Here is a 26,739-nt window from a genome sequence, read left to right as displayed (position 1 = left end):
GTTATTGTAAATTGTTCAAACGCATTTCAAGATCATTATCGTCGATGCAGAGTACATCACGAGCCTTGCTTCCCTGTGTGGGTCCAACGATTCCCGCCTTTTCAAGCTGATCCATGATACGTCCGGCACGATTGTAACCAATAGCAAATTTACGTTGAATTAACGAAGTGGAACCTTGCTGATGGATGACCACCAAGCGTGCCGCATCTTCAAATAACGGGTCGAGACGTCCCATATCAATGTCGCCCACTTCACTACCGCTGTCTTCGCTCACATACTCGGGCAGGAAGAACGGAGTTGGATAACTCTGCTGACGGGCAATAAACTTCGTGATTTCCTCCACTTCCGGCGTATCGATAAAGGCACACTGCACACGTACCGGATCAGCACCTTGCAGGAAGAGCATATCTCCCTTACCAATCAGGCGGTTTGCCCCCGGACGGTCAAGAATCGTACGGGAGTCCATCATAGCAGATACACGGAACGCAATACGTGCCGGGAAGTTCGCCTTGATCGTACCTGTAATGATATTCGTTGTCGGACGCTGCGTAGCGATAATCATGTGAATACCGACCGCACGTGCCAACTGCGCAATACGGGCAATAGGAAGTTCCACTTCCTTACCGGCAGTCATGATCAAATCTCCGAACTCGTCGATTACCACCACAATATACGGCATAAACTTATGTCCTTTCTCCGGATTGAGGCGGCGGTTGATAAACTTCTCATTATACTCCTTGACATTACGTACATGAGCCATCTTCAAGAGGTCATAGCGTGTATCCATTTCCACACAAACAGAATTCAGCGTTTGCACTACCTTGGTCACGTCCGTAATAATCGGTTCGCCTCCGTCGGGAAGTTTGGCCAGAAAATGGTTTTCAATGACGGAGTAAATGCTGAACTCCACCTTCTTCGGGTCAACCAGTACAAATTTCAATTCAGCCGGATGCTTCTTATATAATAAGGAAGTAATGATTGCATTCAAGCCGACAGACTTACCCTGCCCGGTAGCACCTGCCACCAACACGTGCGGCATCTTGCAAAGGTCGAACATGAACACTTCGTTCGTGATCGTCTTACCCAGTACAATCGGTAAGTCAAACTTAGACTCCTGGAACTTCTTGCTTCCAATCACGCTCTGACCGGATACAATCTTCGGATTCTTATTCGGAACTTCAATACCGATGGTTCCCTTACCCGGTATCGGAGCAATAATACGGATACCATCCGCTGACAAACTCAGGGCGATATCATCCTCCAGGCCCCGGATCTTCGAGATACGCACACCCTGTTCAGGGGTAATTTCATAAAGAGTCACCGTAGGACCTACCGTAGCTTTGATCGTACTGATTTCAATGCCAAAGCTGCGCAATGTATTAATGATACGGTCTTTATTCGCATTCTGCTCGTCCATGTCAATCGTCGGATCGTCATTCTCAAAATGCTTCATCAAGTCGATTGTCGGGAAACGGTAATTTTCCAGATCCTTCATCGGATTATAAGGTTCTTGCTCCGGACCCTGATATTCTTCTTCGGACGTAGCTGTCTCTACCTGGAACCCGGGTTCATCCTCACCCGGCAATTCATCCTGAGCAGCAGGAGGAACCACATCGCTTACGGTCGGTTCAAAGACCATAGTCACCCCTTCCGCCTCATCAGCAGAAGGAAGTTCGTCGTCCGGTTCCGGTGCGTTGACCGGAGATTCTTCTTTCGGTTCTTCTGCCTGTATATCCATCACGGGAGCAGGAGGAGGTGTTTGCTTATAAGTACGTTTCAGATTGAACTCCACTTCCTGCGGTTGCGAGGTCGTGAACTCCTGTGTTCCTTCTTCTGCTGTCTCTTTTTCCTCTTCTTTCTTCTGACGTTTGAGGAAACTCAGAGCAAAAAGTTTGCGCAACCAGATTATCGTCCGTGCACTTATGTAGATAAAGAAACAGACTGCCGTTATCAGCAGGATCATCCATACTCCGGGAACTCCCACCTGCGAAACCAGCCAGCGGCTTACATTGTAACCGTGCATACCTCCCAGATAAATGAAAGAATCCTGATAATGATCCATCAAAGCGAAACCGAAGAATACGGAGAACCAAATCAATAATAATGTACAACCGATAAACCATTTCCACAGACGGACAATGCGCACCCGCATCAGCTTCAATCCTGCCACCGCCAAAAAGACAAGGATAAAGAAAGAAGATATTCCAAAACAGTCATTTATCAGATAACTAGCCAACTGTGCTCCGCGAGATCCGGCATAGTTTTTTACATTGTTATTAACCGCCGCAAGGTCTGCCGAGTTGCCGCTGTCGATAATACTTTGGTCGGCTGCCCCCGTAAAGAAGAAGGAAGAAAAAGCCAACAAAAGATAAACAGAAAAGATTACCAGCATCAATCCGATCACAAAATGAACGGTTTCATTCTTAAAAATTGATACAATCCTTCCAGGAGAAGACGGAGTGCGTTCAGCCTCCTTATCTATTTTCTTTTTTGCCATGAGTCTTTATTCTTTAAATAAATTGGAATCCGTATTATAAGCCGCAAAAATAATAAAAAAATAACGAGCAGTACTCTCATTCAATCCTTTTTCTTACCTTTGCGATTCAAATCAATCTGATTATGGAAAAAGAAAGCCAAACGATATTTGAAAAGAATGTGATCGAGTTCGTAACGGTAGCCGCCGAATTTTGCGCATTCCTCGAACGTGCTGAACACATGAAGCGCAAAGCTTTTGTCGACACGTCCTTAAAAATACTTCCCCTGCTCTATCTCAAAGCATCCTTGCTTCCGAAGTGTGAAACGATTGGAGACGAGGCACCCGAAACGTATGTAACAGAGGAAATCTACGAGATTCTGCGCATCAATCTGGCAGGGCTGATGGGTGAAAAGGATGATTATCTGGACGTTTTCGTACAGGATATGGTGTACAGTGACCAGCCTATCAAGAAGTCCATCTCGGAAGATTTGGCAGATATCTATCAAGATATCAAAGATTTTATTTTCGTTTTCCAGCTGGGACTGAACGAAACCATGAACGACTCGCTGGCCATCTGTCAGGAAAACTTCGGTCTGCTGTGGGGACAGAAGTTGGTAAACACTCTGCGTGCCCTTCACGATGTGAAGTATAACCAGCAGAATGAGAATGACGAAGAAGACAACGAGGAAGAGAATAACGAACTAAGCGATGACGACTATTGTTGTGAAGAAGACGGTTGTCACTGCCACGACGACGAATGTCATTGTCATGAGGACGGTTGCCATTGTCGTAATGACGAATAAACAAAAATGATAGTAAGAAGAAGTATAAATAAAGACGAACTAAAGGAACTCCCGAAAACTGTATTTCCGGGACGAATCCATGTGATCCAGTCGGAAGCGGAAACAGAAAAAGCAGTAGCTTACCTGCAATCTCAGCCGATACTGGGTATCGATAGCGAAACGCGCCCATCCTTCACCAAAGGACAAAGTCATAAAGTAGCACTTCTGCAGATTTCTTCAGACGAATGCTGTTTCCTGTTCCGCCTCAATATGACCGGACTCACCCAACCTTTGGTCGACCTGCTGGAAAATCCGGCTGTTATCAAAGTAGGACTGTCGCTCAAAGACGACTTTATGATGCTGCACAAACGTGCACCTTTTACCCAACAGAGCTGCATCGAACTGCAAGACTATGTACGCCAGTTCGGCATACAGGACAAAAGTCTGCAAAAGATTTATGCAATCCTGTTCAAAGAAAAGATTTCCAAATCACAACGGCTGTCCAACTGGGAAGCGGACGTACTGAGCGACGGACAGAAACAATATGCCGCTACCGATGCCTGGGCTTGCCTCAACATCTACAACCTGTTGCAGGAACTGAAACGAACCGGCAACTACGAGGTCGAAAGCCTCCCTGTAGAAGAAGAGGTTGACGCAAATGCTCCCGCCAATCGCTGACAAATAACCGATAAAAGACTAATTAATAACTGATAAAATAGCATTTTAAACAACATGCATAAAGTATACCTCAAACCCGGCAAAGAAGAGTCTTTAAAAAGATTTCATCCCTGGATTTTCTCCGGAGCAATCGCTCGTTTCGATGGAGAACCCGAAGAAGGTGAAGTTGTAGAAGTATACACTTCGAAGAAGGAATTTATAGCCGAAGGACATTTCCAGATCGGAAGTATCGCTGTACGTGTGCTCTCTTTCCGTCAGGAACCCATCGACCACGATTTCTGGAAACGTAAACTGCAAATTGCCTATGATATGCGTTGTGGAATCGGTATCGCAGTCAATCCCACCAATGACACCTACCGTCTTGTACACGGTGAGGGAGACAATCTGCCTGGGCTGGTCATTGACATTTATGCCCGGACTGCCGTCATGCAGGCGCACTCCGCAGGAATGCATGTAGACCGCATGACTATCGCCGAAGCCCTGTCGGAAGTAATGGGTGACAAGATCGAAAATATCTATTATAAATCGGAGACTACACTGCCTTTTAAGGCAGATCTTTTCCCCGAAAACGGGTTCCTTAAAGGAGGAAGCAGCGATAATATCGCACGGGAATACGGCCTGAAGTTCCATGTAGACTGGCTGAAAGGCCAAAAGACAGGATTCTTCGTAGACCAACGCGAAAACCGTTCACTGCTGGAGCATTATTCTAAAGACCGTTCGGTACTGAATATGTTCTGCTACACCGGCGGTTTCTCCTTCTACGCTATGCGTGGAGGTGCAAAGCTGGTACATTCCGTTGACAGTTCTGCCAAAGCAATCGATCTGACTAACAAAAACGTAGAACTGAATTTCCCCGGCGATGCGCGTCACGAAGCTTTCGCCGAAGATGCTTTCAAATACCTTGACCGCATGGGCGACCAATACGATTTGATAATCCTCGACCCGCCTGCATTTGCCAAGCATAAGGATGCTTTGCGGAATGCCTTGCAAGGTTACCGGAAACTGAATGCCAAAGCATTCGAAAAGATCAAACCGGGCGGCATCCTGTTTACTTTCTCCTGCTCTCAGGTGGTAACCAAGGATAATTTCCGCACAGCTGTGTTTACCGCTGCTGCTATGTCAGGACGTAGTGTACGTATCCTGCACCAACTAACCCAGCCTGCCGACCACCCGGTAAATATATACCATCCCGAAGGAGAATACCTGAAAGGGCTGGTACTCTATGTAGAGTAATATATGTCATAAACACCATGAACTTGCATAAACAAGGGGTGAATAAAAGAAAAATAATAGTTTCAAAGTTAATTAGAGTTAACAAATAGAAGTTTTTCGGCAAATCATTATGTTCTATAACATAAAACCCTTTATATTTGCACTGTGTTTTTCATGGTATTAGATTTAAGGTTAATAAAGATTGGCTGTCTGGGATAGATAGCCTTCTTTTTTTATATGCCTATCCACCCTCTTTTTAACAGCAATTCTTCACTATTCTTCGCATTTATGGCTTTTTTATCCCCTTTTTATCGATTAACTTGTCCACCCAATCAACGAAAATATTATATTTGCATCTATTATTAACGTAAAAAGAGAAACACAAATTAGAAAAGTCATGAGTATAAAAGTTCGTTTGATCATTATGAACTTCCTGCAATTCTTTGTATGGGGGTCATGGTTAATTTCACTAGGGGGTTACATGGGCAGAGAACTCCACTTCGAAGGAGGACAGATCGGTGCCATCTTCGCCACCATGGGTATTGCCTCTTTAGTCATGCCCGGCATCATTGGTATTATCGCCGATAAATGGTTCAATGCCGAACGTTTATACGGACTTTGCCACATCGCAGGGGCAGCTTGTCTTTTCTATGCCTCTACCGTTACGAATTATGACCAGATGTATTGGGCTATGCTACTCAATTTATTGGTATATATGCCTACCCTGTCACTGGCCAATACCGTTTCATACAATGCACTGGAACAATATAAATGCGACCTGATCAAGGACTTCCCTCCTATCCGTGTATGGGGAACGATTGGTTTTATCTGCGCCATGTGGGCAGTAGACCTTACCGGATTCAAGAACTCCAGCGCACAACTTTATGTAGGCGGTGCATCCGCACTCTTGCTGGGTTTATACTCTTTCACCCTGCCGGCATGCAAACCGGCCAAGACAGAAAAGAAAACATTACTTTCTTCCTTCGGACTGGATGCATTCGTATTATTCAAAAGAAAGAAAATGGCTATTTTCTTCCTGTTCTCCATGCTTTTAGGAGCAGCATTGCAGATCACCAACACGTATGGTGACCTTTTCCTCGGGAGCTTCGCCAGTATTCCGGAGTTTGCAGATTCTTTCGGAGTAAAACATTCGGTGATCCTGCTGTCTATTTCTCAAATGTCTGAAACATTATTTATTCTCGCTATACCATTCTTCCTGAGACATTTCGGCATCAAGCAAGTGATGCTGATCAGTATGTTCGCCTGGGTATTCCGGTTCGGGCTGTTTGGCTTCGGAGATCCGGGTTCCGGTCTGTGGATGCTGATTCTTTCCATGATCGTGTATGGTATGGCGTTCGACTTCTTCAACATTTCAGGTTCGTTGTTTGTTGAACAAGAAACCAGTTCCTCCATCCGTGCCAGTGCCCAGGGGTTGTTCTTTATGATGACCAACGGGTTGGGTGCCATCATCGGAGGATATGCCAGCGGTGCTGTCGTAGACGCATTCTCAGTATATGCTGATGGCAAACTAGTGAGCCGTGAATGGCCGGACATCTGGTTTATCTTTGCGGCGTATGCACTGGTGATCGGCATCCTGTTTGCTCTGGTATTCAAGTACAAACACCAACGAGAGAATAAAGTAAATTAAGTAAAAAAGAACAATGGACAAAAAAGTAGAATTACAAGTTTTAAATATCACAAATAGCCAAGCGCAAGTAGGCGCTTTTGCCCTACTGTTGGGTGAAGTGAACGGTGAACGGCAACTGCCTATCATCATAGGTCCCGCTGAAGCTCAGGCAACCGCCCTGTATATGAAGGGGGTCAAAACTCCCCGCCCTCTGACACACGACCTGTTCATGACCATTATCGGCGTATTAGGAGCTAGTTTGCTCCGCGTATTGATCTACAAGGCGAAGGACGGTATTTTCTATTCCTACATTTACCTTAAAAAAGACGAAGAAATTATACGTATCGATACACGTACCTCGGATGCTGTCGGTATGGCAATCCGTGCCGAATGTCCGATCCTCATTTATGAATCCATTCTGGAACAGGAATGCCTTCGGATATCGAACGAGGAAAGAAGACATCCTGAAGAGTCTGATGAAGAAGCGGAAGACGAAAAGAAGCGGGATCTGCCTCGCAACGTTACTTCAATGTCACTCGAAGAAGCATTGGAGCAAGCAATCAAAGACGAGAATTACGAACTGGCTGCCAAGATACGCGACCGGATCAATTCAAGAAATCAAAACCACTAACCAATTATGCACGTATTTTATACTCCCGATATACAGAAAAACTACGAACTTCCGGAAGAGGAAGCACAACATTGTACCCGCGTCCTGCGGTTGGGTATCGGAGACGAAATCACTCTTACGGACGGTAAGGGACATTTCTATAAAGCAGAAATCACGGTTGCAACCAACAAGCGTTGCCTTGTAGCCATCAAAGAAACAATCTTTCAGGAACCGCTCTGGCCGTGTCATCTGCACATTGCCATGGCGCCGACCAAAAATATGGACCGCAATGAATGGCTTGCCGAGAAAGCTACGGAAATCGGATTTGACGAACTGACTTTTCTCAACTGCCGTTTTTCCGAACGCAAGGTGATTAAAACCGAACGGATCGAAAAGATTCTGATATCAGCCATCAAGCAATCTCTTAAGGCTCGCCTGCCGAAACTCAACGAAATGACGGACTTCGACAAGTTCATTGCACAAGAGTTTCAAGGTCAGAAATTTATTGCCCACTGTTACGAAGGCGAAAAGCCTCAGCTGAAAAATGTACTGAAAGCAGGAGAAGATGCTCTCGTTCTGATCGGTCCCGAAGGAGACTTCAGCGAAGAGGAAGTGAAGAAAGCCATCGAATGCGGATTCACTCCCATCAGCTTGGGTAAATCACGGCTTCGGACAGAGACAGCGGCACTCGTGGCTTGCCACACAATGAACTTATTGAACCAATAATAACTTTTAAATAGTATGAGTATGGCAAAGAAAATGATCTCACGGCTCTCGGTACTGGCAGTACTGATTGTGTTTCTGGCAGCATGTTCCAAACAAACGGAATATACGAACGTAATACCGGCAGACGCTACGGCTGTTGCCTCTATTGATTTGAAATCACTGGCCAACAAAGCCGGAATGAACGACAAAGAAAATGAAGCTGCTAAACAGAAACTGCTGGAAGCAATGAAAAGCGGGATGAATGCTGCCACTTTCCAACAGTTGGAGAAGGTGATCAACAATCCGGGAGCATCCGGTCTGGATCCGGAAGCACCGATCTATATCTTTAGCTCTCCCCAAATTTCCGGTGGTGCATTCGTTGCCAAAGTCAGCAATGAAGACGATTTGCACGCTTCCCTCGATGTGATGGCAAAAGAACAAATCTGCCAGCCGGTCAGCGAAGCGGACGGATATAGCTTCACTACCCTGAACGGAAACTTGCTTGCTTTCAATGAAACCACTGCAATCATTATCTCTGCCAGCAGAACTTCTCAGACAGAAGCAGCCAAAGAAGCCATCACCAAACTAATGAAACAGACTGCCGACAACAGCATTGCGAAATCCGGAGCCTTCCAGAAAATAGCCAAGCAAAAGAGTGATATCAACTTCTTCGCCTCCATGTCAGCAATCCCTTCTACTTACAGAAGCCAGATCAGCATGGGACTTCCTTCTGAAATCAAACCGGAAGACATTACCATCCTAGGCGGACTGAACTTCGAAAAAGGCAAGATCGCCCTTAAAACAGAAAACTACACGGAGAACGACGCCGTCAAAGCGCTTCTGAAAAAACAAATGGAATCATTTGGAAAGACAAACGGCACATTCGTGAAATACTTTCCGGCATCTACGCTGATGTTCATCAATATGGGCGTAAAAGGAGACGGACTTTACAATCTGTTGAGTGAGAATAAAGAATTCCGCAGCACTGTGTCTATCGCCAAAGCGGATGAAGTAAAAGAACTGTTCAGTTCATTCAACGGCGATATCTCTGCCGGGCTGATCAATGTAACCATGAACAGTGCCCCTACTTTTCTTGCTTATGCTGATGTAAAGAATGGGAATGCTCTTGAAGCTCTTTACAAGAACAAGCAGTCACTGGGCATGAGAAAAGGAGAAGACATCATGGAACTGGGCAAAGACGAGTATGTCTACAAAACAAGAGGCATGAATATATTTTTCGGCATCAAGGACAAACAGATGTACGCCACCAATGACGAACTACTCTACAAGAGCATTGGCAAAGCGGTTGACAAATCGATCAAAGACGCTCCTTACGCAGCAGATATGAAAGGTAAGACCGTATTTATGGCCATCAATGCTGAAGCCATACTGGACTTACCGGTCGTAAAGATGCTGGTAGGTTTCGGAGGCAAGGAGTTCAAGACTTATTCTGATCTCGCTTCCAAAGTTTCTTATTTATCCGTAAGTTCGGAAGGAGAAACAAGCGAAACAGACCTTTGCCTGAAAGACAAAGATGTCAATGCCCTCAAACAAATCGTAGATTTTGCCAAGCAATTCGCCGGCATGTAATTCGTCAATGAACGGCATGAATAGTATTCACTTACAGCAAACACTTCCCCAAGTGTTTGCTGACCGTAATTCGGTGACCTCTGATGTATGGCATCAGGACCTTATCTTCCGGAAAGGAGAAATGTATCTGATAGAAGCCGCCTCAGGCACCGGAAAATCATCGTTGTGCAGCTATCTTTACGGCTATCGCAACGATTATCAAGGAATTATCAATTTCGATGAAACCAATATCAAAGCATATTCCGTGAAGCAATGGGTAGACCTGAGAAAGCATTCACTGAGTATGCTTTTTCAAGACTTGCGTATCTTCACCGAACTTACAGCGATAGAAAACGTACAACTGAAGAATAACCTTACCGGACACAAGAAGAAAAAAGAGATTCTTTCATTATTCGAGAAGCTGGGTATCTCAGATAAACTGAACGTGAAAGCCGGAAAACTTTCTTTCGGCCAACAACAACGGGTCGCTTTTATCCGTGCATTCTGCCAGCCGTTTGACTTCCTGTTTCTGGATGAGCCTATCAGCCATTTGGATGATGAGAACAGCCGCATCATGGGAGAAATCATCATTGACGAAGCCGGAAAACAAGGTGCCGGAGTCATCGCCACGTCCATTGGCAAACATATCGAACTGCCATACAAGAAGGTGCTTCAACTATAATAGAATCTGCGTCATTCGCGCCTAAAAATATAAAAATACAAAATAATGAATACCCTTGTCTGGAAACTTCTCCGCCAACATATCAGTATCGGTCAGTTAGCCGGTTTCTTTTTAGCCAACTTGTTCGGCATGATGATTGTATTGCTCAGCGTACAGTTTTACAAAGATGTCATTCCCGTATTCACCGAAGGAGACAGCTTTATGAAAAAAGACTTCATCATAGCAACCAAGAAAATCAGTACGCTCGGGTCTTTTGCCGGAAAAAGCAATACGTTCTCTCCCGAAGATATCGCTGATCTGAAAAAACAGTCGTTTACCAAAACGATAGGAGCTTTCACTCCTTCTCAATTCAAAGTTTCGGCGGGATTGGGGATGCAGAAAGCGGGTATTCATCTCTCTACGGATATGTTCTTCGAGTCAGTTCCCGATGAATTTGTAGATATCAAACTCGACAAATGGCACTTTGACGAAGAAACACATACCATTCCCATCATTATCCCACGCAATTATCTGAATCTGTATAACTTCGGTTTCGCTCAAAGCCGCAGTCTGCCTAAGTTGTCAGAAGGATTAATGGGACTTATTCAGATGGACATCATGATGCGGGGCAACGGACGGGTAGAACAATACAAGGGAAACATCGTCGGTTTTTCCAACCGTCTGAATACGATTCTCGTTCCGCAGTCTTTCATGAACTGGGCAAACAAGAACTTCGCCCCCGACGCGGAGGCACAACCTGCCCGACTGATCATCGAGGTCAGCAATCCCGCCGACTCTTCTATTGCCAGCTACTTTCAGAAAAAAGGCTACGAGACGGAAGACGGAAAACTGGATGCCGGAAAGACCACTTATTTCCTTCGCCTTATCGTAGGTATTGTGCTGGGAGTAGGTTTATTCATCAGTATCCTGTCATTCTATATCCTGATGCTCAGCATATTCTTACTGCTCCAAAAGAATACAACCAAACTCGAAAGTCTGCTTCTGATAGGCTACAGCCCCAACAGGGTAGCGCTGCCTTATCAGATACTGACCGTAGGACTGAACATCATCGTACTGATTTTATCTGTCGGATTGGTATGCTGGCTGCGCAGCTATTACATAGAGAGTATCAGACTCCTCTTCCCGCAACTGGAAACCGGTTCGTTATGGGTAGCTGTCAGTATGGGTATTCTTTTATTCCTCATCGTATCAGTCATTAATATACTGGCTGTGAAGCGAAAAGTTCTTTCAATCTGGATGCATAAAAGTTAAAAACACAATATATGAAAAACACCACTACTCTTCAAAGTAAAAGAAGTATCACAGTACTCTTGGGAGTCCTTCTATATTTCTCATCGCTATCTGCACAGACCATGCAAGATACGATTATCGCCAACTTCAGTCTGATGGAAAGAATTCCTAAAGAAAAGTTGTACCTCCATCTGGACAAGCCTTTCTACGGAGCCGGAGAAAAGATATGGTTCAAAGGCTATCTGGTGAACGCCATCACCCATCAGAACAACGCACAAAGTAATTTTATCATTACGGAACTGATCAACCGTTCCGACTCCATTGTGGAACGAAAGAAAATCCGCAGAGATTCTCTCGGATTCCACAACGCCTTCACCCTCCCTGCCACCCTTCCGGCAGGCGATTATTACCTGCGGGGATACAGCAACTGGATGCTGAATGAAGACCCCGACTTTTTCTTTTCGCGCAACATCAAGATAGGAAACTCTATTGACAATACCATCGTTTCGAGCATCGAGTATCAGCAAGAAGATGATACACATTACACTGCCAAGATCAAATTTACAAGCAACGTACAGGCTGTTTTTGAAAATACAACAATCAAATACCTATACCTTGAGAATGGTAAGATAAAAAACAAAGGCAAAAAAAAGACGGACGAAAACGGCTGGATTTCCATTTCCCTACCCGATTTAAATTCTCCGGTAGCGCGCAGAATAGAAGTAGAATTTGACGATCCGCAATATATCTACAAACGGACTTTCCATCTTCCTGTGTTTACCAATGATTTCGATGTGAAGTTTTTCCCCGAAGGCGGTGCCTTGATCAACATTCCTCATCAGAATGTCGCTTTCAAAGCACAGGGAGCAGATGGCTTCTCTAAAGAGATCGAAGGTTTCTTGTTCAACTCTAAAGGAGACACACTTACCAATTTCCGTTCGGAACACAACGGCATGGGCATCTTCACGATGAATCCCGTCAACAATGAGACTTATTATGTTACGGTAAGAACTAATGACAGTATTACCAAGCGATTTGACCTTCCTGCCATAGAACCGAAAGGAATCTCCATCGCCATGTCGCACTATAAACAGGAGATTCGCTACGAAATCCAAAAGACAGAAGCGACCGAATGGCCTCAGAAATTATTTCTGCTTGCACATACCCGTGGCAAACTGGCCATTTTACAACCCATCAATCCGAAAAGAACTTTCGGAAAGATGAATGACAGCCTGTTTACGGAAGGGATCACTCACTTCATGCTGATTGATGAACAAGGAAATGCACTTAGTGAACGGTTGATTTTCGTTCCGGACCATAAGCCGAATCAATGGCAAATCACTACAGACCAACCGACGTATGGAAAAAGAGAGAAGGTATCTTTACAGATCGCTGCCAAAGACAGCGAGGGCAACCCGGTAGAAGGTACTTTCTCTGTCAGCATCACCGACCGAAAAAGTATTCAGCCCGACTCTCTCGCCGATAATATCCTGTCCAATCTCCTGCTGACTTCGGATCTGAAAGGATATGTGGAAGACCCCGCATTCTATTTTCTGAATCAGGACGCCCGGACGCTCCGTTCCATCGACTATCTGATGATGACACATGGCTGGCGCAGGCATAAAATGGAAAATGTTCTCCGCACTCCTTCGCTGAATTTCACAAATTATATAGAAAAAGGACAAACCATCAGCGGACGAATCATGGGATTCTTCGGAGCAAACGTAAAGAAAGGTCCCATCTGTGTACTGGCTCCCAAATACAATATCATAGCCACCACCGAAACAGATGAGAAAGGCCAGTTCATCGTCAATACCTCATTCAGAGACAGCACGACATTCCTTGTTCAGGCACGCACCAAGAAAGGATTTGCCGGTGTAGATATTCTAATGGATCCTCCCCAGTACCCGGTCGCTACGCATAAAGCCCCTTATTTTAACGGAGCAACTACCTTTATGGAAGATTATCTGATGAATACCCGTGACCAGTATTACATGGAAGGGGGAATGCGTGTGTACAATCTGAAAGAAGTGACAGTTACAGCGAAGCGGGAACGTCCGAGTTCAAAAAGTATCTATACAGGGGGTATCAACACCTATACTGTAGAAGAAGACAGACTGCAAGGATACGGTCAGACAGCTTTTGATGCAGCCAGCAGACTACCCAGCGTTACAATCACGAACGGAAGTGAGATACATATCCGTAACAATTCCGAACCGGCAATCATTGTTATCGATGATATTGTGTATGAAGATGCTTCCGATATTTTGAAGGATATCCAAGTCAGTGACATGTCCAGTATCAGTCTGCTTCGAGGAGCAGATGCCGTCATACTGGGTCCCCGTGCTTCCGGAGGTGCCGTTGTCATCACTCTGAAAGACCCTAGAAATCTTCCGGCCAGACCAGCGCAAGGAATTATCACTTATACACCGCTGGGATACAGTGAGTCCGTAGAATTCTATCACCCCACCTATGATACTCCCGAGAAAAAGAACGCTCAGCGTTCGGACTTCCGGAGTACCGTTTACTGGAATCCGGAATTACGGTTAGACGCCGAAGGCAAAGCGACCATAGAATACTATACACCGGACAGCACAGCTCCCGAAGATATCATTATTGAGGGCGTGGACAAGAATGGAAAGGTATGTCGTATCCTACAGACCATTAATAAGTAGCTTTTCTCAACGCTTCTTCAAACTTTTATGTAGTTCAAATTTGAGTTCTGCTTCCTATTAAATAATCAGATAAAAGCATCCAAATAACCCACTGGGTCAAAATTATTTTGTATTTTTGCCGTCATTAAAGAATAAAGCTATGCCGGACTATGATTTAATCACCATATTAGGGCCAACAGCCTCAGGGAAAACTCCTTTTGCTGCAGCATTAGCCCATGAACTGAATACAGAAATTATCAGTGCCGACTCTCGTCAGATCTATCGGGGAATGGACCTCGGTACGGGCAAGGACTTGGCAGATTATACAGTCGACGGACATCCAATTCCTTATCACTTGATTGATATCGCCGATCCCGGATATAAATACAATGTTTTCGAATATCAGCGGGATTTCCTGATTTCTTACGAATCCATCAAACAAAAAGGCTGTCTGCCCGTTTTATGTGGAGGGACAGGTATGTATCTGGAATCGGTACTGAAAGGCTATAAGCTGATGCCGGTACCGGAAAATCCGGAGTTACGTGCCCGTCTGGCTAATCACTCTCTCGAAGAACTGACCGAAATCCTGAAGCAATATAAAACATTGCACAACTCTACGGATGTGGATACTGTGAAACGTGCAATCCGCGCGATAGAAATTGAGGAGTATTATGCCGTGCATCCAGTTCCCGAACGGGAGTTTCCGAAGTTGAACAGCCTCATCATCGGAGTAGATATCGATCGGGAACTGCGTCGCGAAAAGATTACCCGACGGTTGAAACAACGGCTGGACGAAGGAATGGTGGACGAAGTAAGGCGATTGACAGAACAAGGCATTTCACCGGACGACTTGATTTATTACGGACTGGAATACAAATTCCTGACGTTATACGTCATAGGCAAACTGACTTACGAAGAGATGTTCACTGAGCTGGAGACGGCCATCCATCAGTTCGCCAAACGTCAGATGACTTGGTTCCGCGGCATGGAACGTCGGGGATTTACCATCCACTGGGTCAGTGCAGAGCTGCCTATGGAAGAAAAGATAGCCTTTGTGATAGAAAAACTGCGAGGGAATTAGTATCTTTGCCAGTCATTTACGAATGGTCTGTGAAAGATAAAAAATGCGATTGTTAATACAGTTAGGATAGAAATACGGTTATGAGTGTAGAACCTGGAAAATGGGGAGTGATCTACAACCCCAAAGCAGGTACCCGAAAGGTACAGAAACGATGGAAAGAAATCAAGGAGTACATGGACAGCAAAGGTGTCAACTATGACTATGTACAATCCGAAGGTTTCGGTTCTGTAGAACGTCTTGCCAAAATTCTGGCGAACAACGGCTATCGTACCATTGTCATCGTAGGTGGCGACGGTGCGCTGAACGATGCCATCAACGGTATCATGCTCTCTGATGCCGAAGACAAGGAGAACATCGCCCTTGGCATGATTCCGAACGGTATAGGAAATGACTTTGCCAAATACTGGGGACTCAGTACCGAATACAAACCTGCCGTAGACTGTATCATCAACCACCGTCTCAAGAAAATAGACGTAGGCTTCTGCAACTTCTACGACGGCAAGGAACACCAACGCCGTTATTTCCTCAATGCAGTCAACATCGGGCTAGGCGCAAGGATTGTGAAAATCACCGACCAGACCAAACGTTTCTGGGGGGTGAAATTCCTGTCGTACGTTGCCGCCCTCTTCTCGCTGATATTCGAACGCAAACTATACCGGATGCACCTTCGTATCAATGACGAGCACATCCGCGGGCGCATCATGACCGTATGTGTAGGAAGCGCCTGGGGCTGGGGACAGACTCCGAGTGCCGTACCCTACAACGGCTGGCTGGATGTATCCGTCATCTACCGTCCGGAATTCCTGCAAATCATTTCGGGATTGTGGATGCTGATTCAGGGAAGAATCCTGAACCATAAGATGGTGAAAAGCTATCGGACAAGAAAAGTAAAAGTGCTCCGCGCACAAAATGCTTCCGTCGATCTGGACGGTCGCCTGCTGGCAAGACATTTCCCACTGGAAATAGGCGTATTATCAGAAAAGACGACCCTGATTATTCCGAATTAGCCAACAGAACCGGGCTTCTGGCGAAAAACAGCCCTTCACTCATGAAACTATAAATAAGTAATTAGTAACTTGTAATTAATAAAATGATCGAACTTAAGAACAATCCTGCCGGTAACTTCTTTCTGCTGGCCGGTCCATGTGTAATAGAAGGTGAAGAGATGGCAATGCGCATCGCTGAGCGTGTGGTCGGAGTCACTGAAAAATTACAGATTCCTTATGTATTCAAAGGTTCTTACCGCAAGGCAAACCGTTCGCGTCTTGATTCATTCACAGGTATCGGTGACGAGAAGGCACTCAAAGTGCTGAAAAAGGTACATGATACTTTCGGAGTGCCCACAGTGACGGATATCCATTCGGCCGACGAGGCTGAGATGGCTGCCGAATACGTAGACATTCTCCAGATTCCGGCTTTCCTTTGCCGTCAGACGGATTTACTGGTTGCTGCTGCTAAAACGGGTAAGACGATTAACATCAAGAAAGGACAGTTCCTCTCTCCGCTCGCCATGCAGTTTGCCGCTGACAAAGTGGTGGAAGCAGGCAACAAGAACGTGATGCTGACCGAACGCGGAACAACCTTCGGTTATCAGGACCTTGTAGTAGACTACCGGGGGATTCCGGAAATGCAAACGTTCGGTTATCCGGTCATACTGGATGTCACCCATTCATTGCAGCAACCCAACCAGACCAGCGGAGTGACCGGTGGTATGCCCCAACTGATCGAAACCGTAGCCAAAGCCGGCATCGCCGTAGGAGCCGACGGTATCTTTATCGAAACACACGAAAACCCCGCCGTAGCCAAGAGCGACGGAGCAAACATGTTGAAGCTGGACCTTCTGGAAGGACTATTAACGAAATTAGTCAGAATACGGGAAGCTATCAAATAACTCTTTTTTCTGCCCGTTTGTGATTATACACAAAAGAATACGACAGATATTTCAAACAACTTTTTTATAAACTAAATAGAACATGAAACATTTATTACGTGGATTTTTTATTGCAGTTCTCTTTATATGCTGCAACTTCCAACTCGTGCTTGCACAACCTATGCAAACACTGCCCGTGGACAAAAATGTCCGCATAGGTAAACTTGACAACGGGCTTACTTATTACATCCGACACAACGCACTCCCAGAAAAACGCGTCGAATTTCACATTGCACAGAAAGTGGGTTCCATCCTTGAAGAGCCGCAACAGCGCGGTTTGGCTCACTTCCTTGAACACATGGCTTTCAACGGAACAAAAAACTTCCCGGGTGATGAAACCGGACTGGGCATCGTGCCTTGGTGTGAGACTAAAGGTATCAAGTTCGGAACAAACCTGAATGCATACACCAGTATCGACAAAACAGTATACCGAATCAGCAATGTACCTACCGACAACGTCAGTGTAGTAGACTCTTGTCTGCTGATCCTGCACGACTGGTCAAGCGCCATCAACCTTGCCGACAAGGAAATCGACAAAGAACGTGGTGTGATCCGTGAAGAATGGAGAAGCCGTAACAGTGGTATGCAGCGCATCATGACCAATGCCCTGCCTGTCATGTATCCGGATTCCAAATATGCAGACTGTATGCCAATCGGAAGCCTCGATGTAATCAACAATTTCCCTTATCAGGACATCCGTGACTACTATGCGAAATGGTACCGTCCGGACCTGCAAGGTATCATGATTGTCGGCGACATCAATGTAGATGAAATGGAAGCAAAGCTGAAAAAGGTATTTGCAGACGTGAAAGCTCCGGTGAATCCGGCTGAACGTATCTACTATCCGGTAGCAGACAATCAGGAACCGCAAATCTTTATCGGTACGGACAAGGAAATCGAAACTCCTTCCATCAGCTTCTTCTTCAAGAGCGAAGCCTTCCCGGATTCACTGAAGAATACAATCAACTATTACGGCATTCAATACATGATTAGCATGGGAGTTACAATGCTGAACAGCCGTTTGGCAGAAATCCGTCAGCAAGCGAATCCTCCTTTTACAGGTGCAAGTGCAGGTTATGGCGACTTCTTCGTAGCCAAGACCAAAAATGCTTTCGGAGTAGACGCCAGCAGCAAAATCGATGGTATCGAACTGGCCATGAAAACGATTCTCGAAGAAACTGAACGCGCACGCCGCTTCGGATTCACCGAAACTGAATATGACCGTGCCCGTGCCAACTATCTGCAACGCGTAGAATCTGCTTACAATGAACGCGAAAAGATGAAAAACGACACTTATGTCAACGAATACATCAGTAACTTCCTTGACAATGAACCGATGCCGGGCATTGAATACGAATATGCTATGATGAATCAGCTGGCTCCAAACATTCCGGTAGCGGCTATCAATCAAGTGATGCAACAGCTGATCACTGACAACAATCAGGTAGTACTGTTGGCAGGTCCGGAGAAGGAAGGTGTAAAATACCCGACGAAAGAAGAAATCGCTGCTTTGCTGAAACAAATGAAATCTTTCGATCTGAAGCCTTACGAAGACAAAGTTTCTAACGAACCATTGCTGAAAGAAGAGCCGAAAGGCGGAAAGATCGTTTCTGAAAAAGCCGGAGATATTTACGGAACAACAAAACTTGTTCTGTCCAACGGTGTGAAAGTATATATCAAAACAACCGACTACAAAGCTGACCAGATTCTGATGAAAGGTACCAGTCTTGGTGGTAGCAGCCAGTTCCCCGACAAAGAGATTCTGAATATCTCTCAAATCAACAGCGTAGCAATGGTTGGTGGTATCGGTAACTTCAGCAAAGTAGATTTGAGTAAAGCACTTGCAGGCAAACGTGCTTCTGTAGGAGCCGGTGTGAGCGCAACAACAGAAACGGTTTCCGGTAGTTGTTCTCCGAAGGACTTTGAAACAATGATGCAGCTGACTTATCTGACTTTCACTGCTCCCCGCAAGGACAACGAAGCATTCGAATCATACAAGAACCGCATGAAAGCCGAATTGCAGAATGCTGACGCTAATCCGATGACCGCATTCAGTGATACAGTCTCTTATGCATTGTACGGCAATCACCCACGTTCTTTCAGCATGAAAGAAAACATGGTGGACAAGATCGACTATGACCGTGTAATGGAAATGTACAAAGACCGTTTCAAAGATGCGAGCGACTTTACATTCTACTTTGTAGGAAACATTGATGTTGAGAAAATGAAACCGATGATCGCCAAATATCTGGGTGGTCTGCCATCTATCAATCGCAAAGAGACTTTCAAAGATACGAAGATGGAAATCCGCAAAGGTCAATACAAGAACGAGTTTGCCAAGAAACAAGAAACACCGATGGCAACCATCATGTTCCTGTTCAACGGTACTTGCAAATATGATTTACGCAACAACCTTACTCTCAGCATCCTCGATCAGGCATTGGATATGGTTTACACCGCAGAAATCCGTGAGAAAGAAGGCGGTACTTATGGCGTAAGCTGCAGCGGAAGCCTCACCAAATATCCGAAAGAACAACTCGTGCTTCAGATTGTATTCCAGACCGATCCGGCCAAGAAAGACAAACTATCGGGCATCGTCATCGAACAGTTGGAAAAAATGGCCAAAGAAGGTCCGTCTGCCGAACACATGCAGAAGATCAAAGAGTATATGCTGAAAAAATACAAAGACGCCCAAAAGGAAAACGGCTACTGGCTGGGCAATCTGGATGAGTATTTCTACACAGGTATCGATTATACAAAAGACTATGAAACGTTGGTCAACAGCATCACAGCAAAAGATGTACAGGAATTCCTTGCCAAGCTGATGAAACAGAACAACGAAATCCAAGTCATCATGACCGTACCTGAAGAAGAAGCTAAATAAACTTTTATAGCATACCAACAGTATGATGATATTTAACGAATTACGCAAACATGGACGGCTCGCCTCCAAACGGCATCCGATGTATGAAAAGAACAAAGTTGCCAAAATATTCGGATATATCGGGGTTGCTTTTTGGGCAGGATACCTGATATTCTTCGGTACGACGTTTGCATTCGGTTTTGCAGATATGGTTCCCAACCGGGAACCATATCATGTAATGAATGCCGTTGCCCTGATATTTATTCTGGCACTTGACTTCCTCTTGCGTATTCCGTTCCAAAAGACACCGACGCAGGAGGTAAAACCTTACCTCCTGTTGCCGGTTAAACGAAATCGGATCATCGATTTCCTGCTTATCCGTTCGGGACTTAGTCTGTTCAACCTGTTCTGGTTGTTTATGTTCGTCCCCTTTTCCTTCATTACCATTACCAAATATTTCGGTATCTCAGGTGTACTCACCTATCTCATAGGCATCTGGCTTTTGATCGTTGCCAACAATTACTGGTACTTGTTATGTCGCACACTAATCAATGAACGTATTTGGTGGGTGCTGCTTCCCATCGCTTTCTACGGTGGACTGGGCTGCCTTGCCTTTATTCCCGAAGACAGTCCCCTGTTCTACTTCTTTATGGACCTGGGCGACGGATATATCAACGGGAATATTCTCTGTTTCCTCGGTACCATTCTTGTCATAGCCATCTTATGGCTGATTAACCGCAAAATCATGTCCGGCCTCATCTACGCCGAATTGGCAAAAGTAGATGATACCCGCATCAAGCATGTTTCAGAATACAAATTCTTCGAGCGATACGGAGAAGTTGGTGAATATATGCGGTTGGAATTAAAAATGCTTTTGCGCAACCGGCGTTGCAAAGGTGCATTGCGCAATGTTCTCCTTGTAGTCATCGCCTTCTCCTGCATACTTAGCTTTTCAAGCCTTTATGACACGAGCACCATGACTACCTTTATCTGTGTTTACAACTTTGCCGTATTCGGCATGATCATCCTTTCGCAACTCATGTCCTTCGAAGGCAATTACATCGATGGACTAATGTCCCGCAAAGAATCCATCATGAGTCTGCTGAAAGCAAAATATTATATCTATACTATCGGCGAGATCGTCCCATTTGTCCTGATGATTCCCGCCATTGTAATGGATAAAGTTCCCTTACTGGGTATCTTTGCCTGGTTCTTCTATACCACCGGTTTTATCTATTTTTGTTTCTTCCAACTGGCTGTTTACAATAAGCAGACCGTAGCACTGAACGAGAAAGTGACAAGCCGCCAGACCAACAGCGCCATACAAATGGTTGTCAACTTCGGAGCTTTCGGTATCCCGTTGATCCTGTATTCTGTGTTGAATGCGTTTCTGGGTGAAACGGCCGCCTACTCTATCCTGTTCGCCATCGGGCTTGGATTCACACTGACTTCTCCGCTTTGGATCAGAAACGTCTATAAGCGTTTCATGAAACGGAGATACGAGAATATGGAAGGCTTCAGAGACAGTCGCCAATAAGAGATTTACGATTGAACCGATTAATCATTTACGATAAAAATACCAAGACAATGATAAGCATCAATAATCTTCAAAAGAAATTCGGCGAAAAGTTAGCCGTGAACATAGATCACTATGAAATCAATCAAGGCGATATGCTCGGATTGGTAGGAAACAACGGTGCCGGTAAAACAACACTTTTCCGGTTGATGCTCGACTTACTGAAAGCGGATAATGGGAATGTCGTCATTAACGAAATTGACGTCAGTCAAAGTGAAGACTGGAAAAACTTCACAGGTGCTTTCATTGACGATGGATTTCTGATAGACTACCTTACCCCGGAAGAGTATTTCTATTTTATCGGGAAAATGTACGGACTGAAAAAAGAAGAGGTGGACGAACGCCTTCTGCCGTTCGAACGTCTGATGAGCGGAGAAGTGATCGGACAAAAGAAACTGATCCGTAACTACTCAGCCGGTAATAAACAGAAAATCGGCATCATCTCCGCCATGCTTCATTATCCTCAGTTGCTGATACTCGACGAACCGTTCAACTTCCTCGATCCCAGTTCGCAATCCATTATCAAACATATGCTCAAAAAGTACAGCGAAGAGCATAATGCAACTGTAATCATTTCCAGCCACAATCTGAATCATACGATAGATGTATGTCCGCGTATTGCCCTGCTGGAGAATGGCGTCATCATCCGGGATATTATGAATGAGAATAATTCAGCTGAAAAAGAACTGGAAGACTACTTCAATGTAGAAGAATAAAGTTACTTATAATTTTACGATATACGAAAAGAAAGATAGCCGATGGGAGTGAACTTCAAACTAATCTTCATACTGACAGGACTGATCTTTATCCTTAGTTCCTGCCGCACGTCTGCTCCCCGTCTGGATTACCAGGCACTGGCACGCGCCTCCATCCTGCTGGGCGTGGACATCAATATGGAAGATAACCACAAACTCTATCTGGAATCGGCCGAATGGATTGGTGTTCCTTATCGTGGAGGCGGCGATTCAAAACGCGGTACCGACTGTTCGGGACTCACCTACCAGATATACCGGAAAGTATACCGTACTCAGGTTCCGCGAAATACCGAAGACCTGAGAAAAGAAAGTACCAAAGTCGCCAAACGGAATTTGCGAGAAGGCGATCTGGTATTCTTCAGCAGTAGCCGTTCCCGAAAAAAGGTAGCTCACGTAGGTATCTATCTCAAAAATGGGAAATTCATTCATGCCAGTACCAGCAAAGGAGTGATTGTCAGTCGACTGAGCGAAGACTATTACACCAGACACTGGATATCCGGAGGAAGAATACGCTGATTATCAACTTAAAAACATATAGAATCATGAAATCGTTTATTGGAGCAGTCATATTTATCTGCGTAGCGTTAAGCGCAAACGCACAGCTTTTATGGAAAGTATCTGGTAACGGACTTAGCAGCCCTTCATACATTATGGGGACTCACCATCTCGCTCCGTTGAGTGTCAAAGACGGCATTACCGGACTACAGAAAGCGATGGATGAAACACAACAGGTATATGGAGAACTGAAAATGTCGGATATCCAGTCTCCGGCCACCATCCAGAAGATGCAGAAAATGATGATGATAGAAAGCGATACGACTCTGACTACCCTCCTCTCACCGGAAGATTACGAAACCGCTAATAAATTCTGCAAGGAGAACCTGATGATGGACCTCAACATGGCACCCAAAATCAAACCGGCTTTCTTACTGAACAACATAGCAGTAGTGGCGTACATCAAGCACATCGGAAACTATAATCCGCAAGAACAGCTCGATACTTATTTCCAGACTCAGGCAACACAAAAAGGAAAAAAAGTGGATGGACTGGAAACTCCGGATTTCCAGTTTAACCTGCTATACAATGGAATTTCCCTGCAACGCCAAGCCCAACTGCTCATGTGTACCCTCAATAACATCGACAAAGAGGTGGAAAGCCTCAAAAGACTGACAGATGCCTACATGAAACAAGATTTGGAAACCATGTTGAAAATCAACGAAGAGCGTAAAGGAAATCAATGTGATGCACTTCCCACAGAAGAAGATGCCCTAATTTACGACCGCAATAAAACATGGGCACAGAAACTACCGGCTATCATGAAAGCCGCTCCTACCTTCGTTGCAGTCGGCGCTTTGCACCTGCCGGGTAATAAAGGCTTATTAAGCTTACTGAAAAAACAGGGATATACAGTAGAAGCAGTAAAATAATGAATTATAAAACTTATTTATTCGATTTCGACTATACACTAGCCGATTCATCACGGGGTATCGTTACTTGTTTCAGAAATGTACTTAATCGTCACCAATATACGAATGTCACTGACGAAGCGATCAAACGTACCATTGGTAAAACATTGGAAGAATCTTTCAGCATACTGACCGGAGTCACCGACTGGGAACAGCTCACCGCTTTTCGACAAGAGTACAGACTGGAAGCGGATGTTCACATGAACGTGAATACCCGCCTTTTTCCTGATACACTCTCTACTCTGAAAGAACTAAAAGAGCGAGGTGCCCGCATCGGCATTATCTCTACTAAATACCGTTTCCGTATACTTAGTTTTCTGGATGAGTATCTGCCGGAAAACTTTCTCGACATAGTGGTAGGCGGAGAAGATGTACAAGCTGCCAAGCCTTCACCGGAAGGAATAAAATTCGCTCTCGAACACTTGGGCAGGACTCCGCAAGAAACCTTATACATCGGAGACAGTACTGTGGATGCCGAAACAGCACAAAATGCGGGAGTAGATTTTGCAGGTGTCCTTAATGGAATGACTACCGCTGACGAACTCAGAGCATATCCGCACCGGTTTATTATGGAGAATTTATCCGGTTTGCTATATATCTGATTATCTTCTGTTACAACAGCAAAAAAATAAAGGAAATATTTGTCTGAAACAAATAAAAGAAGTACTTTTGTGCCCGATTATTCCGCAACGGGTTCGATAAAGAGCTCTTTAAGTGATTAAAGACCACCCGCCGGAGCTAACTTATACATTATATATAAGATGTACGCAATTGTAGAAATTAACGGTCAGCAATTTAAAGCAGAAGCTGGTCAGAAACTGTTCGTTCACCACATTGAAGGTGCAGAAAACGGTTCAACTGTAGAATTTGAAAAAGTTCTTTTAGTAGACAAAGACGGAAACGTAACTGTAGGTGCTCCGACTGTAGAAGGTGCTAAAGTTGTTTGCCAGGTTATTTCAAACTTGGTTAAAGGTGACAAAGTTCTTGTATTCCACAAGAAAAGAAGAAAAGGTTACAGAAAACTGAACGGTCACCGTCAGCAGTTCACAGAGTTAACAATCACAGAAGTAGTAGCTTAATCATTTAAAAAGTAAGAAGAAATGGCACATAAAAAAGGTGTCGGTAGTTCTAAGAACGGCCGCGAATCACATAGCAAAAGATTAGGCGTTAAGATATTTGGTGGTGAAGCTTGCAAAGCAGGTAATATTATCATTCGTCAAAGAGGTACTGAATTCCATCCGGGTGAAAACATCGGAATGGGTAAAGACCACACTCTTTTCGCTTTAGTAGATGGTACAGTTAAATTTAAAGTAGGTAGAGAAGACAGAAGATATGTTTCTATCATCCCTGCTGAAGCAACAGAAGCATAACCTGTACAACTGAAAATATTCAAGAAAAGGAGATGTAATCCAAAGGATTGCTTCTCCTTTCTTTTTTTATGCAGATTTTCATTGCTCGCTTATTCGTTTTTTCTTTATCTTTGTAGCCTTAATAAAGAAAGTTCATAAAAAGTATAGATATGCTTACCATTAAACAAATTACAGAAAATACAGAAGCGGTACTCCGCGGACTGGAAAAGAAGCATTTCAAGAATGCAAAAGAGACGATTGATGAAGTCATCGCTCTCAACGACAAGAGACGTACTACGCAAAACCTATTAGATAAGAACCTGGCAGAGGTTAATTCACTTTCCCGCACGATCGGTCAGCTGATGAAAGAAGGAAAGAAAGAAGAGGCCGAAGCTGCACGTGCACGTGTTGCCGAACTGAAAGAAAGCAACAAAGCGCTGGACGCTACCATGACACAGGCTGCTACAGACATGCAGAATGTACTTTATACGATCCCCAACATTCCTTATGACAGCGTACCCGAAGGCGTAGGTGCCGAAGACAATGTCGTAGAAAAGATGGGAGGCATGGAAACAGAACTTCCCAAAGATGCACTGCCTCACTGGGAACTGGCTAAAAAATACGATTTAATCGATTTCGACCTAGGTGTAAAGATTACAGGTGCAGGCTTCCCCGTATACAAAGGAAAAGGTGCCCAACTGCAACGTGCCCTGATCAACTTCTTCCTGGACGAAGCACGCAAATCCGGATATACTGAAATCATGCCGCCGACAGTAGTCAATGCCGCTTCAGGTTATGGTACAGGCCAGCTTCCCGACAAAGAAGGACAGATGTATCATTGCGAAGTAGATGATCTCTATCTGATCCCGACAGCCGAAGTACCTGTCACTAACATCTACCGTGATGTTATCCTGGAAGAAAAACAGTTGCCGATTATGAACTGCGCATACACACAATGTTTCCGTCGCGAAGCCGGTTCTTACGGTAAAGACGTACGCGGGCTGAACCGTCTGCACGAATTCTCCAAAGTAGAATTAGTGCGTATCGACAAGCCGGAACATTCTAAAGAATCCCACCAGCAAATGCTTGACCACGTAGAAGGCCTGTTGCAGAAACTGGAACTTCCATACCGTATACTCCGCCTTTGTGGTGGTGATATGAGCTTTACTGCTGCGCTTTGTTTCGACTTCGAAGTATACTCCGAAGCACAGAAACGCTGGCTGGAAGTAAGTTCCGTATCTAACTTCGACACTTACCAGGCCAACCGGCTGAAATGCCGCTACCGTAGTGCAGAAAAGAAAACAGAACTCTGCCATACGTTAAATGGATCAGCACTGGCACTACCACGTATCGTCGCCGCTTTATTGGAAAACAATCAAACCCCCGAAGGAATTAGAATTCCTAAAGCATTGGTTCCATACTGCGGTTTCGACATGATAGACTAAGAAACTTTCTACTCCTGTAAGGATGAGATATCTCTGCCCCTTACAGGAG

The 26,739-nt window shown here is 44.8% G+C and carries 23 protein-coding genes; 22 read left to right on the top strand and 1 reads right to left on the bottom strand.

Annotation, left to right across the window (positions count from 1 at the left end; genetic code table 11):
* Position 1: 1 nt before the first annotated feature.
* Entirely contained in the window at positions 2-2,497 is a 2,496-nt protein-coding gene (locus NBH01_RS07095; protein WP_008760007.1) for an FtsK/SpoIIIE family DNA translocase, read from the bottom strand.
* Between the two features lie 122 nt (positions 2,498-2,619).
* On the opposite strand from NBH01_RS07095, the gene NBH01_RS07090 reads away from it, so the two are divergent.
* From NBH01_RS07090 to serS, 22 genes are all read left to right on the top strand, one after another.
* Positions 2,620-3,279 carry a DUF5063 domain-containing protein gene (locus NBH01_RS07090; protein ID WP_008764503.1) on the top strand — a complete coding sequence of 220 codons (660 nt, stop codon included), beginning with the start codon at positions 2,620-2,622 and terminating at the stop codon, positions 3,277-3,279.
* Between the two features lie 6 nt (positions 3,280-3,285).
* Complete coding sequence (locus tag NBH01_RS07085; RefSeq protein WP_008760005.1) at positions 3,286-3,936, top strand: 3'-5' exonuclease; 651 nt, start codon at positions 3,286-3,288, stop codon at positions 3,934-3,936.
* A 54-nt stretch (positions 3,937-3,990) separates the two neighbouring features.
* Positions 3,991-5,169, top strand: a complete 1,179-nt coding sequence (locus NBH01_RS07080) for a class I SAM-dependent rRNA methyltransferase (RefSeq protein ID WP_008760004.1) — start codon at positions 3,991-3,993, stop codon at positions 5,167-5,169.
* Between the two features lie 376 nt (positions 5,170-5,545).
* Positions 5,546-6,796, top strand: coding sequence for a nucleoside permease (locus NBH01_RS07075; RefSeq protein ID WP_008760003.1), 1,251 nt, complete (start codon positions 5,546-5,548; stop codon positions 6,794-6,796).
* Between the two features lie 13 nt (positions 6,797-6,809).
* On the top strand, positions 6,810-7,406 hold the full coding sequence (locus NBH01_RS07070; RefSeq protein WP_008760002.1) for a bifunctional nuclease family protein: 597 nt from the start codon (positions 6,810-6,812) through the stop codon (positions 7,404-7,406).
* Between the two features lie 6 nt (positions 7,407-7,412).
* Positions 7,413-8,111, top strand: a complete 699-nt coding sequence (locus NBH01_RS07065) for a 16S rRNA (uracil(1498)-N(3))-methyltransferase (protein WP_008760001.1) — start codon at positions 7,413-7,415, stop codon at positions 8,109-8,111.
* A gap of 21 nt (positions 8,112-8,132) precedes the next feature.
* A complete protein-coding gene (locus tag NBH01_RS07060; protein WP_061474410.1) occupies positions 8,133-9,680 on the top strand; it encodes a DUF4836 family protein in 1,548 nt (515 codons plus the stop codon).
* 16 nt (positions 9,681-9,696) lie between these two features.
* A complete protein-coding gene (locus tag NBH01_RS07055) occupies positions 9,697-10,341 on the top strand; it encodes an ATP-binding cassette domain-containing protein (protein WP_032840608.1) in 645 nt (214 codons plus the stop codon).
* 45 nt (positions 10,342-10,386) lie between these two features.
* Positions 10,387-11,592, top strand: a complete 1,206-nt coding sequence (locus tag NBH01_RS07050; RefSeq protein ID WP_008764499.1) for a transporter — start codon at positions 10,387-10,389, stop codon at positions 11,590-11,592.
* 11 nt (positions 11,593-11,603) lie between these two features.
* Entirely contained in the window at positions 11,604-14,246 is a 2,643-nt protein-coding gene (locus NBH01_RS07045) for a TonB-dependent receptor plug domain-containing protein (RefSeq protein WP_225679730.1), read from the top strand.
* 139 nt (positions 14,247-14,385) lie between these two features.
* On the top strand, positions 14,386-15,306 hold the full coding sequence (gene miaA, locus NBH01_RS07040; RefSeq protein WP_008759993.1) for a tRNA (adenosine(37)-N6)-dimethylallyltransferase MiaA: 921 nt from the start codon (positions 14,386-14,388) through the stop codon (positions 15,304-15,306).
* An 80-nt stretch (positions 15,307-15,386) separates the two neighbouring features.
* The gene (locus NBH01_RS07035; protein ID WP_008759992.1) at positions 15,387-16,313 is read left to right on the top strand and encodes a diacylglycerol/lipid kinase family protein; all 927 of its coding nucleotides are present in this window, start codon (positions 15,387-15,389) and stop codon (positions 16,311-16,313) included.
* An 83-nt stretch (positions 16,314-16,396) separates the two neighbouring features.
* Positions 16,397-17,197, top strand: coding sequence for a 3-deoxy-8-phosphooctulonate synthase (kdsA, locus tag NBH01_RS07030; RefSeq protein ID WP_008759991.1), 801 nt, complete (start codon positions 16,397-16,399; stop codon positions 17,195-17,197).
* A gap of 82 nt (positions 17,198-17,279) precedes the next feature.
* Complete coding sequence (locus NBH01_RS07025; RefSeq protein ID WP_008759990.1) at positions 17,280-20,120, top strand: M16 family metallopeptidase; 2,841 nt, start codon at positions 17,280-17,282, stop codon at positions 20,118-20,120.
* 22 nt (positions 20,121-20,142) lie between these two features.
* Entirely contained in the window at positions 20,143-21,636 is a 1,494-nt protein-coding gene (locus tag NBH01_RS07020) for a DUF5687 family protein (RefSeq protein WP_225679732.1), read from the top strand.
* Between the two features lie 50 nt (positions 21,637-21,686).
* On the top strand, positions 21,687-22,391 hold the full coding sequence (locus NBH01_RS07015) for an ABC transporter ATP-binding protein (RefSeq protein ID WP_008759988.1): 705 nt from the start codon (positions 21,687-21,689) through the stop codon (positions 22,389-22,391).
* Positions 22,392-22,433: 42 nt separating this feature from the next.
* Positions 22,434-22,946 carry a C40 family peptidase gene (locus tag NBH01_RS07010; protein ID WP_008759987.1) on the top strand — a complete coding sequence of 171 codons (513 nt, stop codon included), beginning with the start codon at positions 22,434-22,436 and terminating at the stop codon, positions 22,944-22,946.
* Between the two features lie 26 nt (positions 22,947-22,972).
* Complete coding sequence (locus NBH01_RS07005) at positions 22,973-23,857, top strand: TraB/GumN family protein (protein ID WP_008759986.1); 885 nt, start codon at positions 22,973-22,975, stop codon at positions 23,855-23,857.
* On the top strand, positions 23,857-24,498 hold the full coding sequence (locus NBH01_RS07000; RefSeq protein ID WP_008759985.1) for an HAD-IA family hydrolase: 642 nt from the start codon (positions 23,857-23,859) through the stop codon (positions 24,496-24,498). The genes NBH01_RS07005 and NBH01_RS07000 overlap by 1 nt, the downstream gene beginning before the upstream one ends.
* 159 nt (positions 24,499-24,657) lie before the next feature.
* The gene (gene rplU, locus NBH01_RS06995; RefSeq protein ID WP_008759984.1) at positions 24,658-24,975 is read left to right on the top strand and encodes a 50S ribosomal protein L21; all 318 of its coding nucleotides are present in this window, start codon (positions 24,658-24,660) and stop codon (positions 24,973-24,975) included.
* Positions 24,976-24,996: 21 nt separating this feature from the next.
* On the top strand, positions 24,997-25,266 hold the full coding sequence (gene rpmA / locus NBH01_RS06990) for a 50S ribosomal protein L27 (protein ID WP_008759983.1): 270 nt from the start codon (positions 24,997-24,999) through the stop codon (positions 25,264-25,266).
* A gap of 149 nt (positions 25,267-25,415) precedes the next feature.
* The gene (gene serS / locus NBH01_RS06985) at positions 25,416-26,690 is read left to right on the top strand and encodes a serine--tRNA ligase (protein ID WP_008759982.1); all 1,275 of its coding nucleotides are present in this window, start codon (positions 25,416-25,418) and stop codon (positions 26,688-26,690) included.
* Positions 26,691-26,739: the final 49 nt, after the last annotated feature.

The sequence above is a fragment of the Bacteroides sp. B1-V-101 genome, from assembly GCF_023656585.1.
Classification (GTDB): Bacteria; Bacteroidota; Bacteroidia; order Bacteroidales; family Bacteroidaceae; genus Bacteroides; species Bacteroides thetaiotaomicron.
This window is presented reverse-complemented; position numbering and strand designations above follow the sequence as displayed.

Coding starts and splice junctions, on each gene's coding strand:
- NBH01_RS07095 (WP_008760007.1), bottom strand. CDS start 2,497: ATGGCAAAAAAGAAAATAGATAAGGAGGCTGAACGCACTCCGTCTTCT.
- NBH01_RS07090 (WP_008764503.1), top strand. CDS start 2,620: ATGGAAAAAGAAAGCCAAACGATATTTGAAAAGAATGTGATCGAGTTC.
- NBH01_RS07085 (WP_008760005.1), top strand. CDS start 3,286: ATGATAGTAAGAAGAAGTATAAATAAAGACGAACTAAAGGAACTCCCG.
- NBH01_RS07080 (WP_008760004.1), top strand. CDS start 3,991: ATGCATAAAGTATACCTCAAACCCGGCAAAGAAGAGTCTTTAAAAAGA.
- NBH01_RS07075 (WP_008760003.1), top strand. CDS start 5,546: ATGAGTATAAAAGTTCGTTTGATCATTATGAACTTCCTGCAATTCTTT.
- NBH01_RS07070 (WP_008760002.1), top strand. CDS start 6,810: ATGGACAAAAAAGTAGAATTACAAGTTTTAAATATCACAAATAGCCAA.
- NBH01_RS07065 (WP_008760001.1), top strand. CDS start 7,413: ATGCACGTATTTTATACTCCCGATATACAGAAAAACTACGAACTTCCG.
- NBH01_RS07060 (WP_061474410.1), top strand. CDS start 8,133: ATGGCAAAGAAAATGATCTCACGGCTCTCGGTACTGGCAGTACTGATT.
- NBH01_RS07055 (WP_032840608.1), top strand. CDS start 9,697: ATGAATAGTATTCACTTACAGCAAACACTTCCCCAAGTGTTTGCTGAC.
- NBH01_RS07050 (WP_008764499.1), top strand. CDS start 10,387: ATGAATACCCTTGTCTGGAAACTTCTCCGCCAACATATCAGTATCGGT.
- NBH01_RS07045 (WP_225679730.1), top strand. CDS start 11,604: ATGAAAAACACCACTACTCTTCAAAGTAAAAGAAGTATCACAGTACTC.
- miaA (WP_008759993.1), top strand. CDS start 14,386: ATGCCGGACTATGATTTAATCACCATATTAGGGCCAACAGCCTCAGGG.
- NBH01_RS07035 (WP_008759992.1), top strand. CDS start 15,387: ATGAGTGTAGAACCTGGAAAATGGGGAGTGATCTACAACCCCAAAGCA.
- kdsA (WP_008759991.1), top strand. CDS start 16,397: ATGATCGAACTTAAGAACAATCCTGCCGGTAACTTCTTTCTGCTGGCC.
- NBH01_RS07025 (WP_008759990.1), top strand. CDS start 17,280: ATGAAACATTTATTACGTGGATTTTTTATTGCAGTTCTCTTTATATGC.
- NBH01_RS07020 (WP_225679732.1), top strand. CDS start 20,143: ATGATGATATTTAACGAATTACGCAAACATGGACGGCTCGCCTCCAAA.
- NBH01_RS07015 (WP_008759988.1), top strand. CDS start 21,687: ATGATAAGCATCAATAATCTTCAAAAGAAATTCGGCGAAAAGTTAGCC.
- NBH01_RS07010 (WP_008759987.1), top strand. CDS start 22,434: ATGGGAGTGAACTTCAAACTAATCTTCATACTGACAGGACTGATCTTT.
- NBH01_RS07005 (WP_008759986.1), top strand. CDS start 22,973: ATGAAATCGTTTATTGGAGCAGTCATATTTATCTGCGTAGCGTTAAGC.
- NBH01_RS07000 (WP_008759985.1), top strand. CDS start 23,857: ATGAATTATAAAACTTATTTATTCGATTTCGACTATACACTAGCCGAT.
- rplU (WP_008759984.1), top strand. CDS start 24,658: ATGTACGCAATTGTAGAAATTAACGGTCAGCAATTTAAAGCAGAAGCT.
- rpmA (WP_008759983.1), top strand. CDS start 24,997: ATGGCACATAAAAAAGGTGTCGGTAGTTCTAAGAACGGCCGCGAATCA.
- serS (WP_008759982.1), top strand. CDS start 25,416: ATGCTTACCATTAAACAAATTACAGAAAATACAGAAGCGGTACTCCGC.